The 13,221-nt window shown below is 75.2% G+C and carries 5 protein-coding genes; all 5 read left to right on the top strand.

Annotation, left to right across the window (positions count from 1 at the left end; genetic code table 11):
- The first annotated feature begins 126 nt into the window (after nt 1–126).
- From AB0P03_RS16820 to AB0P03_RS16800, 5 genes are read left to right on the top strand one after another with little or no spacing between them, the layout of a single operon-like run.
- A complete protein-coding gene (locus tag AB0P03_RS16820; RefSeq protein ID WP_363629444.1) occupies nt 127–4,884 on the top strand; it encodes an amino acid adenylation domain-containing protein in 4,758 nt (1,585 codons plus the stop codon).
- A gap of 32 nt (nt 4,885–4,916) precedes the next feature.
- A complete protein-coding gene (locus tag AB0P03_RS16815; protein WP_363629443.1) occupies nt 4,917–9,398 on the top strand; it encodes an amino acid adenylation domain-containing protein in 4,482 nt (1,493 codons plus the stop codon).
- Between the two features lie 9 nt (nt 9,399–9,407).
- On the top strand, nt 9,408–11,165 hold the full coding sequence (locus AB0P03_RS16810) for a non-ribosomal peptide synthetase (protein WP_363629441.1): 1,758 nt from the start codon (nt 9,408–9,410) through the stop codon (nt 11,163–11,165).
- The gene (locus AB0P03_RS16805) at nt 11,162–11,959 is read left to right on the top strand and encodes a thioesterase domain-containing protein (RefSeq protein ID WP_363629439.1); all 798 of its coding nucleotides are present in this window, start codon (nt 11,162–11,164) and stop codon (nt 11,957–11,959) included. Before AB0P03_RS16810 ends, AB0P03_RS16805 begins: the two co-directional genes overlap by 4 nt.
- A 2-nt stretch (nt 11,960–11,961) precedes the next feature.
- On the top strand, nt 11,962–13,146 hold the full coding sequence (locus AB0P03_RS16800) for a cytochrome P450 (protein ID WP_363586026.1): 1,185 nt from the start codon (nt 11,962–11,964) through the stop codon (nt 13,144–13,146).
- The last annotated feature ends 75 nt before the right edge of the window (nt 13,147–13,221 follow it).

The following is a 13,221-nucleotide window of genomic DNA, read 5'->3' as shown; positions in this document are numbered from 1 at the left end:
GGCCGTCGAATTCCCCCTATCGTCGAACTCGTCGCCGATTCATCTCACTTCTGGGGCTGGATGATGTCCTCTCGCGGTTTCCCTACTGAGAATGCTGCGCCCGAAATCACGGCGCCTGAAATCACGGTGTCCGCTTTCGAGCCGCCCGCTTTCGAGCCGTTCGCCTCCGCCGTCCGCCGCTTTCCGGAGCGGCCGGCCGTCCGCACCGGCGGCCGGACCGTCAGCTACCGGGAGCTGGACGGCCTGACCGCCGCGCTCGCCGCCCGGCTCGCCCCCGGGGGGACGGTCGCCGTCACCGGCCGCGACCGGCTGGACCACGTGGTCGCGCTGCTGGCGGTCCTGCGGGCCGGGGCCACCTACCTGCCGCTGGACCGGGAGGCCCCGGAGGAGCGCAACCGCTGGATCACCGAGGACGCCGGGGCCTCCCTGGCCCTCGGCGGCGAGGAGCTCACCGAGCTCACCGGGCTCAGCGACGGCGCGGGCGCCGTTGCCGGTGCTGGCGATGGCGGTGCCGGCTACGTCATCTACACCTCCGGCACCACCGGCCGTCCGAAGGGCGTGCACGTCCCGCTCGCCGCGCTGACCGGCCACCTGGCCGCCGCCGTCCGGACCTTCGGCCTGACCGAGCGGGACGTGGTGCTGCAGTTCGCCCGTCCGACGGTGGACGTGGCCGTGGAGCAGGTCCTCGGCGCGCTGTCCGCCGGGGCCTGCCTGGTCCTCCCGGAGCACCGACTCCTCTCCCCGGCCGAACTGCTGGACCTGCTGGACGCCGAGGGCGTCACCGTCGCCAACCTGGCCGCCGGCTACTTCCAGGACGTGGTGGCGGCCCTGGGCGGCAGGGTGCCGCGCACCCTTCGGCTGATGATCTCGGGCAGCGACAAGCTGGAGCCCGCCACCGCCGCCGCCTGGTGGGCCGCGACCGGGGTGCCGCTGCTGAACGCGTACGGACCGACCGAGACGGTGGTCACCGCCACCACCCACCGGCTCGCGGGCGAGCAGCCCGAGGCGGGCGTGCCGATCGGGACCGCGCTCGGCGGGCGGCGGCTCTACGTGCTCGACGAGCGGCTGCGCCCGGTGCCGCCCGGCACGGCCGGCGAACTGTACGTCGGCGGGCCGCTGCTGGCCTCCGGCTACCTCGGCCGCCCGGGCCTGACCGCCGACCGCTTCGTCGCGGACCCGTTCGTGGCCCCGTTCGTGGCCCCGCCCGCGGAGCCGCCCGCGGAGCCGCCCGCAGACCCCGCCGCAGCGCCGAGCGGCGCTCCCGGCGCGCGGATGTACCGCACCGGCGACGTGGTGCGCCGCACGACCGAGGACGGCCCGCTGGAGTTCGTCGGCCGCAGCGACCACCAGGTGAAGGTCCGCGGCTTCCGGGTCGAGCCGGGCGAGATCGAGCAGGTGCTGGCCGGGTACCCGGGCGTCACCGGCTGCGTGGTGGTGGCGCGCGAGGGCCGGCTGGCCGGGTACCTGACCGGTGCCGCGCCGCGGTACGCCGAGGCGCGGGACTGGCTGGCCGAGCGGCTGCCCGAGCACATGATCCCGGCGACGCTCACGGCGCTGGACGCCTTCCCGCTGACCGGCGGCGGAAAGGTGGACCGCCAGGCCCTGCCCGAGCCGCAGGCCGCGCCCGAGGGCCAGCCCGCCGGCCGCCCGCCGCGCACGCCCGCCGAGCAGCTGATCGCGGCGGTCTGGGCGGACGTGCTCGGGGTGCCCGAAGTCGGGGCGGACGACAACTTCTTCCACCTGGGCGGCGATTCGCTGACGGCCGTGCGGGTGGTGGGCCGGGTCTTCGACGTCTTCGGCATGGTGTCCCCGTACACCATCTTCGACGCGCCGACGCTGGCGGAGTTCGCCGCCGCGGTGACCGCCGCCTCCGGCGGTGAGCGCCCGGCGCTGGTCCGCTCGGGCGCCGCCGAGGCCCCGCTGTCCAAGTTCCAGCGCGGCCTCTGGTTCCTCGACCAGTGGAACCCGGACGCGCCGACCTACGTGGTGCCCTGGGTGTTCCGGTTCGCCGGGCCGGTCGACCCCGAGCTGCTGCGGCAGGCGCTGGCCGGGGTGGTGGCGCGGCACGAGAGCCTGCGGACGACCTTCGAGCTCGCCGAGGACGGTCCGCGCCAGGTCGTCCACCCGGCCGTGGAGCTGCCGTTCACGCTCACCGAGACCACCGCCGACCAGGTGGACGACCTGGTGGCCGAGGCCGCGCTGGAGCCCTTCGACCTGGCGGTCGGGCCGCTGGTGCGGGCGCGGGTCTTCCGGGCCGCCGGGGCGACCACGCTGTTGCTGCTCCTCCACCACATCGTCTGGGACGAGGGCTCGCTGCCGGTGCTGGAGGCCGAGCTCCAGGAGCTGTACGCCGCGGCGGCCGAGGGGCGCCCGGCCGAGCTGCCGGAACTCGCCGTCCAGTACGGCGACTACGCGGCCTGGCAGTACCAGGACGACACCGCCGAGCGGCAACTCGATCACTGGCGCGAGCAGTTGGCTGACGTTCCGGACGTCGACGCGCTGGCGCCGGACCACCCCCGCCCCGAGGAGCAGGCCTTCCGCGGCGCGTTCCACCGCTTCGCGATGCCGGATCCGGTGGCCGGGGCCGTCCGGGCGCTCGCCCGCAGCGAGGACGCCACCCCGTTCATGGTGCTGCTCGCCGGGCTGGCGCTCACCCTGCACCGCCGCTCCGGGCAGCGCGACCTGGTGCTCGGCTCGCCGGTGAACGTCCGTGGCCGGGCCGAACTCGACGGCCTGATCGGCTACTTCGTCAACCTGCTGCCGCTGCGCCTGAAGGTCGAGGAGGGCGTCTCCTTCCGCGAACTGGTCCGGCACGTGCGCGAGGTGTCGATCGGTGGCTACCGGCACCAGGAGGTGCCCTTCGACGACATCGCGAACGCGGTGCTGGAGGAACGCCCCGAGGACCGCAACCCGCTGTGCCAGGTGCTGCTGGAGCTGCACCCGCTGGACACCCGCCCGCTGACCGTCGGCGGGTGCGAGGTCACCCGCGATCTGCACTCCAACCCCGTCTCCCGCTTCGACCTGTCCGTCTCGGTGGACGACCGCGGCACCGGCTTCACCGGCCGCTTCGAGTACGACAGCGACCTCTTCGAGGCCTCCACCATGGCCGGCCTGTGCGAGCAGTGGCTGGGCACCCTGGCCGCCGCCCTGGAGGTGCCGGGGCACGCCCTGTTCGAGGCGCAGGCCGCCCGGGCCCCGCAGGCCACCGCCCTGATCTCCGGTGAACGGACCGTCCCGTACGGCGAGTTGAACGCCGCCGCGAACCGGCTGGCCCGCCACCTGGTGGGCCTCGGCATCGGCCGCGGCGACACCGTCGCCGTACTCGCCGAGCGCGGGCCGGAGATGGTCACCGCGCTGCTGGCCGCACTCAAGACCGGCGCCGCCTACACCCTGCTGGACCCGGACTTCCCGGCCGAGCGGCTGGCCGGCGCGGTCGCCGACACCGGCGCCGCCACGGTGATCACCCACCGCCACGCCACCGTGCCGTTCGCCGTCCGGCGCCAGGTGGACCTGGACGCCGCGGCCGCCGAGCTGGCCCGGTACGCGGCGCACGACCTCGGCCTGCCGGTCGACGGCGCCGATCTCGCCTGCGTGATGTTCACCTCCGGCTCCACCGGCCGCCCCAAGGGCGCGGCCGTCCCGCACCGCGCGCTCACCACCACCTACCTCGGCCAGGACTACGCCCGCTTCGGCCCGGACGAGGTCTGGCTGCAGTGCTCGCCGGTCTCCTGGGACGCCTTCGCGCTGGAGCTCTACGGCGCGCTCTGCTTCGGCGGCGCCTGCGTCCTGCAGCCCGGCCAGCGCCCGGACCCGCAGACCATCGCCGAGCTGACCCGCCGCCACGGCGTCACCGAACTCCAGCTCTCCGCCAGCCTGTTCAACTTCCTGCTGGAGGATCTCCCGGAGACCTACGACGGCCTCAAACTGGCCATCACGGCCGGCGAGCGGGCCTCCGTCACCCACGTGGCCAAGGCCCTGGAGAACCACCCGGGCCTGGTGGTCGCCAACGGCTACGGCCCGGTCGAGAGCCTCGGCCTGACCACCTGCCACCAGGTCGGCCCGGAGGACGTCACCGGCAGCTCCGTCCCGATCGGCGTCGCGCTGAACGGCAAGGGCGTCCTGGTCCTGGACGAGCTGCTGCGCCCCGTCGAGCCCGGCGTGATCGGCGAGTTGTACGCCTCCGGCGGCGGTCTCGCCTACGGCTACCTCGGTCGGCCCGGCCTCACCGCCGAACGCTTCGTCGCCTCCCCGTTCGGTGTCCCCGGCGAGCGCCTCTACCGCACCGGAGACCTCGGCTACGTCAACGCCGGGGGCCTGCTGGAGGTCACCGGCCGGATCGACGACCAGGTCAAGATCCGCGGGTTCCGGGTCGAGCCCGGCGAGATCGAGGACGCGCTCACCCGGCACCCCGCCGTCCAGGAGGCCGCCGTCACCGTCCACGAACCCGCCCCGGGCGACCACCGCCTGGCCGCCTACGTCACCGTCGGGGCCGACGCACCGGACCCGGAGGTGCTCCTCGACCACCTGGCCGGCCTGCTGCCCGAGCACATGGTGCCCGCCACCCTGGACGTCCTGGACGCCCTGCCGCTCAACCACAACGGCAAGGTCGACCGGAAGGCACTGCCCGCCCCCGCCGGGCGCCGGGCCGCCGCCCGCGACCCGCTGACCGAAGCCGAACGGCTGGTCGCCGAGGCCATGTGCGAGGTCCTCGACCTCACCGAGGTCGGCCGGGAGGACAACTTCTTCCGGATCGGCGGCAACTCGCTGGCCGCCGTCCGGGTCGCGATGCGGCTGTCCCGGGAGACCGGCACCCGCGTCCCCCCGCAACTGGTGTTCCGGGCCAGGACCGTGAGTGCCATCGCCGAACGGCTGGCCGCCCGATGACGGGCCGCACCGCACACGAAGGGAACGAGGCCGTGAGCCCGTCCGACCACCCGGCGCGCACCGCGCCCGCCTCGGGGCTGCAACGCGGCCTCTGGTTCCTCGACCGCCTCGATCCGCGGCAGGTCACCTACTGCACGCCCTGGACGGTCGACGTCACCGGCCCGCTCGACCTCCCGCTGCTCCAGCGCGCGCTGGACGCCCTGGTGGCCCGGCACGAGGTGCTGCGCACCACCTTCGCGCTGCACCCCGACGGCCCGCGCCAGCAGGTCCACCACACCCTCGCCGTGCCGCTCGCGGTGACCGACCTGCGCCCGCAGGGCGGCCCCGAGCAGGCCGGACGCCTGGAGGAACTGCTCACCGCCCGCTGCGCCGAACCCTTCGACCTGGCCGCCGGACCGCTGCTGCGCGCCGAGGCCTTCCAGCTGGCGGACGAGCGCACCACGCTGCTGTTCACCGTCCACCACATCGTCTGGGACGGCTGGTCCGCCGAGGTCTTCGAGCGCGAACTCGCCGACCTGTACGGCGCCGCGGTGCAGGGCCGGGCCGCCGACCTGCCGGAACTGACCGTGCAGTACGCCGACTACGCGGTGGAGGAGCTCGACACCTCCTTCGAGGAGCACCTGACCTACTGGAAGGAGCAGCTGCACGGCGCACCCGCCCTGCTGGAGCTGCCCACCGACCGGCCCCGTCCCGCCGAGCGCGGCGCGGCGGGACGGACCGAGGAGTTCGGGCTCGCCCCCGGCACGGCGGCGAAGGTGCGCGCCCTGGCCGAGGCGGAGGGCGTCACCCCCTTCACCGTCCAACTGGCCGCCTTCGCCCTGCTGCTGAACCGCTGGACCGGCGCCGACGACCTGGTGATCGGCACCCCCGTCACCACCCGCAACCGGCCCGAACTGGAGCACCTGCTCGGCTACTTCGTCAACCTGCTGCCGCTGCGCCTGCGGCTCGCACCCGGGCTGAGCTTCCGCGCCCTGCTGGAGCACGTCCAGGACGTCGCCTTCGAGGCCTACGGCTACCTCGACGTGCCCTTCGACCAGCTGGTCGACCAGCTCGGCACCGCCCGCACCGCGCAGCACCCGCCGCTGGTCCAGGTGGTGTTCGGCGCCCACGGCGAGGACCGCACCCCGCTCGTGCTCGGCCGGGCCACCGCCGGGAGCCGGGTGCGCTCCAACGGCACCAGCAAGTTCGACCTCACCTGGTCCGTCTTCGACAGCAGCGGGACCGGCAGCGGGACGGGCGGCGACCCCGGCGACCCCGGCGGCGAACTGCGCGGCGAGGCCGAGTACCGCAGCGAGCTGTTCGACGCCGGGACGGTGCGCCGGCTGGCCGCCGACTTCGGCGCCCTGCTCACCGCGGCCCTGGACGAGCCCGACGCCACCGTGCTGCGGCTGACCGGCCGCACCGCCGGGGCCGAGGCCGTCCGGGCCACCGACACCCCCGGCCACTGCCTGCACCGGCTGTTCGAGCAGGCCGCCGACGCCCACCCCGACCGGCCCGCCGTCAGCGACTCCGGCCACACCCTGAGCTACGCCGAACTCGACCGCCGGGCCAACCGCCTGGCCCATGCCCTGCGCGCCCGCGGGGCCGGCCCCGGCGACCGCGTCGGAATGCTGCTGGACCGCACGGCCGACGTCCTGGTCACCGTCCTCGGCGTGCTCAAGACCGGCGCCGCGTACGTGCCCGTCGACCTCGCCGCCCCCGCCGACCGCGCCGCGCTCGTCTTCGCCGACGCCGACGTCACCCTCGTCGTCACCGACCGCCCGGACCGGGCCCCCGAAGGCCCCTGGCAGGCCTACGACCTGACCGCCGAGGCCGCCGACCTGGCCGCCCGGCCGGACCACCGCCCGCCGGCCGCCGGGCGCCCCGGCGACGTCGCCTACATCATCTTCACCTCCGGCTCCACCGGCCGCCCCAAGGGCGTCGCCGTCGCCCACGAGCACGTCAGCCGGCTCATGGCGGACGGCGCGGAGCACTTCGGCTTCGGCCCGGAGGAGACCTGGACGCTCTTCCACAGCTACGCCTTCGACTGGACGGTCTGGGAGATGTGGGGCGCCCTGCTGCACGGTGCCCGCCTGGTCGTCGTCCCCTACGTCACCAGCCGCTCGCCGGAGGAGTTCGCCGAACTGCTGGAGCAGGAGCGGGTCTCCTTCCTCTGCCTCACCCCCTCGGCGCTGCGCCAGCTGGAGCCCGTGCTGCGGCGCGGCCCGCGCGACCTGTCCGCGCTGAAGTGGATCATGCTCGGCGGGGAGGCGCTGGACCCGGGCGTCGTCCAGCGCTGGTTCGAACTCGACCCGCCGCCCCCGGCCCGGCTCTGCAACCTGTACGGCATCACCGAGACCACCGTCCACGTCACCACCCACGACCTGGCCGGCAGCGCCGGCTTCGAGCGCAGCCTGATCGGCGCGCCCATGCCGCACCTCACCGCCCAGGTCCTGGACGACTGGCTGCGTCCGGTGCCACCCGGCGCGGCCGGCGAGCTGTACATCGGCGGCGGCAGCCTCGCCCACGGCTACTGGGGCCGCCCCGGCCTCACCGCGGGCCGCTTCGTCGCCGACCCCTACGGCCCGCCCGGGGCGCGGCTCTACCGCACCGGCGACGTCGCCCGGCGTCTGCCCGGCGGCGGTCTGGAGTACATCGGACGCGCCGACTTCCAGGTCAAGCTGCGCGGCTTCCGGATCGAGCTCGGCGAGATCGAGAACGCGCTCGCCGCCCACCCGGACGTCGACGCCTGCGTCGTCACCGTGCACGACGACCGGCTCGCCGCGTACGTCACCGGGCGCGAGCCCGCCGACGTCCGCGCCTTCCTCGGCCGCTCGCTGCCCCCGTACATGGTCCCGGCCAGCTTCACCGTCCTGGAGTCGCTGCCGCTCACCGTCAACGGCAAGGTGGACCGCGCCGCGCTGCCCGCCCCCGGCCAGCGCAGCACGGCCACCGGAGGCCGCCACGTCGAGCCGCGCACCCCGGAGGAGGAGGCCTTCGCCGCCGTCTGGACGGAGGTCCTCGGGGTGGACGGCATCGGCGTCCACGACGACTTCTTCCACCTCGGCGGCGACTCCATCCGGGCCGTCCAGCTCGCCGGCGCGCTGCACGAGCGCGGCTGGGGGGTGAGCCTGCGGGACGTCTTCAACGCCCCCACGGTCGCCGCCCTGTTGCCGCTGGCCGAGCCCGTCGCCGAAGGCCCGGCCGATCACGAGCCCTTCTCCCTGATCACCCCGGAGGACCGCGACGACCTGCCGCCCGGCCTGGCCGACGCCTACCCGATGGTCTCCATGCAGCTCTCCATGGTCTTCCACATGGAGATCGCCGGCGGCACCGACAGCTACCACAACGTCAACTCCTACCGGATCTCGGGCGACCTCGACGAACAGGCCTTCCGCCGCTCGGTCGCCGAGGCCATGGAGCGCCACGCGGTGCTGCGCACCGGCCTCGACCTGTCCGGCTACGGCGAACCGCTCCAGCTCGTGTACGGGCGGCTGCCCGCGCCCGTCGAGTTCACCGACCTGCGCGGCGAGCCCGACCAGGACACGGCGGTCCGCGAGGTGTTCGACACCCACCGGTGGACGCCCTTCGACCTCACCGCCCCGCCGCTGTTCCGGATCACCGTGCAGCGCCTGGCCGAGGACGCCTTCCAGCTCACCATCTCCGAGCACCACGCCATCCTCGACGGCTGGAGCTTCACCTCGCTGTTCACCGAGATCCTGGAGCGCCACACGGCCCTGGCCGCCGACCCGCTCGGCGCCCCCACCCCGCCGCCGCGCACCGCCTTCCGCGACTTCGTGGCCGTCGAACGGCAGGCCGCCGGGGACGAGCGCTCGCTCGCGTACTGGCGCGACCGGCTGTCCGGCGTCAGCGGCCAGTCCTTCCCCGGCAGCGAGGACGTGCACGAGGCGCCGCGCACCGTCGAGCGGGTGCTGCCCGAGGCGCCCGAGCAACTGCGGCAGGTCGCCGACGCCCTGGCCGTGCCCCTCAAGTCGGTCGCGCTCGCGGCCCACCTGCACGCCCTCGCCGCCGTCACCGGGCGACGGCGCGTCACCACCGGCCTCGCCGTGAACGGCCGGCTGGAACGGCTCGGCGGCACCGAGGTGTACGGGCTGTTCCTCAACACCGTCCCGCTGAGCTGCGAGCCCACCGACGACCTGCTCGCCCTGGTGCGCGAGGTGCACCGGGAGGAACTGGACATGATGCCGCACCGCCGGGTGCCCTTCGCCCGGCTCGCCCGGCTGATGACCGACACCGCGCTGGACAGCCAGTTCGGCTACCTGCGCTTCCACGCCCTGGGCCGGCTCAGCTCCGCCCGCATCGTGGACGGCCGGATCGGCTGCGAGCCGACCCTGCGCCACGAGCCCAACAGCTTCGCGTTCGGCGCCTCGCTGATCCAGGACCCGGTCTCGCAGCGCGTGCTGCTCGCCGTGGACCACCAGCGCTCCCTGGTCACCGACACCACCGCCGAGCAGTTCATCGACACCTACACGGCAGCCCTGCACGCCATGGCCGCCTCCGTCCGAGAGTCCTGAGGAACCGTCATGACCGACCTCCTGCACCGCCTGCGCGATGCCGTCGCCGCCCACCCCGAGCGCACCGCCGTCCTCGCCGGAGCGGCCCGCCTGGACTTCGCCGAACTCGACCTGCGCACCGCCGCGCTGGCCCGCGCCCTGCGCGCCCACGGCGTCGGCCGCGGCGACCGGGTCGGCGTCCACCTCGCCCGCACCGCCGACCTGCCGGTCGCCCTGCTCGCCGTCTGGCGGGCCGGCGCCGCCTACGTCCCGCTCGACCCGGCCTACCCCGCCGAGCGGCTGGCCTTCATGGCCGCCGACGCGCGGCTCGCGGCCCTGATCAGCGCGGACGGCCTCCCGGCGGCCCAGGGCGTGCCGGTCCTGCGCCCGGACGCCGCCGCCGGCGGGCCTGATCTGCCGGAGGCGGCCGACCCGCTCGACCCCGCCTACGTCATCTACACCTCCGGCTCCACCGGGCTCCCCAAGGGCGTCGAGGTGCCGCGCGGCGCCGTCGCCGCCCTGGTGGAGGCACTGGAGGCCGCCGGCGCCTACCGTGCCGAGCCCGGGGTGGTCGGCTGGAACGCCAGCGTCTCCTTCGACGCCTCCGTCCAGCAGTGGGCCCGGATCTGCCGCGGCGACACCGTCCTGGTCATCGGCGACGAGCACCGCGCCGACCCCGCCCGGGTGGCGGCCCTGCTGGCCGAGCACGCCGTCACCGACCTCGACCTGACCCCCTCGCACTGGGAGCTGCTGCGCGAGCCGCTCACCGGCGCCCGGGTGCCGCGGCTGTTCATGGGCGGCGAGCCCGTCCCCGAGCACACCTGGCGGGAGCTCGCTGACGGCGGCATCGACGCGCTCAACCTGTACGGGCCCACCGAGTGCACCGTCGACGCCGTCACCACGCCGATCAGCGGCCCCGGTCCGCACCTGGGCGATCCGCTGCCCGGCGTGCGCCTCCACCTGCTGGACGAGAAGCTCGCCCCGGTCGCCGACGGCGTCGTCGGCGAGCTGTACCTCGCCGGGCCCGGGCTCGCCCACGGCTACCCGGGCCGCCCCGGGCTGACCGCCGGACGCTTCGTCGCCGACCCGACCGCCCCCGGCGAGAGGATGTACCGCACCGGCGACCAGGCCCGGCGCGGCGAGGGCGGCCGGCTGGAGTACGTCGGCCGGGTCGACCGCCAGGTCAAGCTGCGCGGCTACCGGATCGAGCTCGGCGAGGTCGAGCACGCGCTGGCCCGGCTGGACGGCGTCCAGGCCGCCGCCGTCACCGTCCACGAGCCCGCCCCCGGCGACCGCCGGCTCGTCGGCTACGTCACCGGCGCCACCGCCGCCGCCGAACTGACCGAGCGCCTGCGGGCCACCCTGCCCGCGCACCTGGTGCCCTCGGCGATCACCGTGCTGGACGCCATGCCGCTCACCCCGAACGGCAAGGTCGACCACGCGGCCCTGCCCGCCCCCGCGGCGCAGCCCGCCCCCGCGGCCGAGGAGGCGCCCGCCGAGGGCCCCGGCGGGCTGGCGGAGCAGGTCGCCGAGGTCTGGCGCACCGTGCTCGGCCTGACCGGCGTCACGCCCACCGACGACTTCTTCTCGCTCGGCGGCCACTCGCTCGCCGCGCTGCGCGTCGTCCACCTGCTGCGCCGCCGGCTGGGCATCGAGCTCCAGCTGCGCCACCTGCTGGACTCGGCCGACCTGGCCGCCTTCACCGCCACCGTCGGGAAGGCCGTCGAGGCCGGCACCGCCGCCCCCCGGCCCGCCCTGACCGCCCGCGCCCGGGTCAGCGGCGCATGACCACCGCCACGCGGGTGCGCCCCCGCGTCGAGGGGGACTGGCTGCTCGTCCCCGCGCCCCAACCGCACCGCCCGTTCCGGCTGTTCTGCTTCCCGCACGCCGGGGGCGACGCCACCGCCTACACCCCGCTCGCCCGCGCCCTCGCCCCGACCGCCGAGGTCTGGGCGGTGCGCCCGCCCGCCCGCGGCGGTCGCCTCGGCCACCCGATGCCCGCGAGCTTCGACCTGCTGGTCGACGCCGTCGTGGACGCCCTCACCCCGCACCTGACGGGCCGGTTCGGCTTCTACGGGCAGAGCTTCGGCGCCCTGCTCGGCTACGAGGTCGCCCGGGCGCTGCCCGCCGAGCGGCGGCCCGAACTGGTGGTCGCCGCCTCCGCCTCGCCGCCTGCCACCTGGGCCGGCCGGGACCGCCCGCAGCACACCGCAGACGACCTGCTTCGCCTGGCCGGCATGGGTGAACTCATCGAGGGCGACTCGGAGTTGAAGGAGCACGCGCTTCAGGGTATCCGTACCGACCTGGCCGTGGTCGCCACCTACCGCCCCCGCCCGCACCCGCCGATCGGCTCCGACCTGCACACCGTCGCCGGCGCCGACGACCCGATGCTCGGCTCCGCCGGACTCCAGGGCTGGGCCGTCCACACCCGTGGTGCCAGCGGCCACTACATCGTCCCCGGCGGCCACCTGCTCGCCACCGTCGACGGGCCCGGCCCGGTCGACCTGCTGACCTCCCTCATCGAGCGACCGGGCCCGGGCCACCGGGCCGGCGCCGCCGCCGACCAGTCCACGACGGAGTAGCCATGCTGACCACCACCGCGGTCGACCTCACCGACCCGGGCCTGTGGGCCCGCCCCGACACCCCCGCCCTGGTCGCGGAACTGCGCCGGGAGGCCTCCGTCCACCGCACCGACACCGTCGACGACGGGCCGATCTGGTCGGTGCTCTCCTACCGGCACTCCGCGGAGGTGCTGCGCAACGCCACGCTCTACAGCTCCGAGCAGGGCTCGCTGCTCGGCGCCGGCGAGGGCAACGTCCCGGTCGGCTCCGGCCGGATGATGGCCCTCACCGACCCGCCCCGGCACCGCGAACTCCGCGCGCCCGCCAACCCGTTCTTCGCCCCCGGCCCGGTGCGCGGAGCGTCCCGCGGAATCACCGAACTCGCCGCCTCGATCGTCGACCGGGCGGTCGAGCTGGGCGAGGTCGACCTCGTCGACGCCGTCTCCGCCCTGCCGCTGTCCGTCATGTGCGACCTCCTGGACGTCCCCGAGAAGGACCGCGAGATGGTCGAGCGGGTCTGTGACGTCGCCTTCCTCGGCCGCACCCCCGAGGAGCGCCGGGCCGGCCACCAGCAGCTCATCCCCTACCTGTTGCACCAGGTGATGCTGCGCCGCACCGACCCGCGCGACGACCTGATCAGCAAGATGGCCACCTACCGGGTCGGCGGCAAGCTGCTGCCGATCGAGGACGTCGTCCTCAACCTGGACAACATCGTGGTCGGCGGCGTCCAGACCGTCCGTCACACCGCGGCCATGGGCCTGCACACCCTCGTCCAGCACCCGGAACTGTGGCGGCAGTTGCAGCGGGGTGAGGTCGGCATGGACTCGGCGCTGGACGAACTCCTGCGCTGGACGTCCGTCGGGCTGCACACCCTGCGCACCGCGAGCCGGGACACCGAGCTCGACGGCCGCACCATCCGGCGCGGCGACCGGGTCGCGGTCTGGGTGTGGTCCGCCAACCGGGACCCGGAGGCCTTCGACCGGCCCGAGGAGATCCTGCTCGACCGCGCCCCCAACAAGCACCTCGCCCTCGGCCTCGGCGCCCACTACTGCATCGGCGCGCCGCTGGCCAAGGCCGAACTCGGCGCCCTGTTCGCGGCGATGCTGGAGCGCGTCGCCGTGATCGAACCGACCGGGCCGGTCGTCCACAACCGCTCGATCATCAACTTCGGCCTGGACCACTTCCCGGTGCGCCTCACCCCGCGCTGAACCGGGCCGCCGCGGACCGCCGACGGGCGCCCGAGCCGAACTGCCGCGTTCCTGCCGCGACTCCTGCCGTTGCGC

It is taken from the genome of Kitasatospora sp. NPDC088779 (genome assembly GCF_040685395.1).
Lineage (GTDB): Bacteria > Actinomycetota > Actinomycetes > Streptomycetales > Streptomycetaceae > Kitasatospora.
The sequence above is the reverse complement of the archived record's forward strand: the minus strand, read 5'-3'. Positions and strand labels throughout refer to the sequence as shown.

Bases quoted from the DNA above. Each gene is read 5' to 3' on its own strand.
- AB0P03_RS16810 (WP_363629441.1), top strand. From the start codon at position 9,408: ATGACCGACCTCCTGCACCGCCTGCGCGATGCCGTCGCCGCCCACCCC.
- AB0P03_RS16805 (WP_363629439.1), top strand. From the start codon at position 11,162: ATGACCACCGCCACGCGGGTGCGCCCCCGCGTCGAGGGGGACTGGCTG.
- AB0P03_RS16800 (WP_363586026.1), top strand. From the start codon at position 11,962: ATGCTGACCACCACCGCGGTCGACCTCACCGACCCGGGCCTGTGGGCC.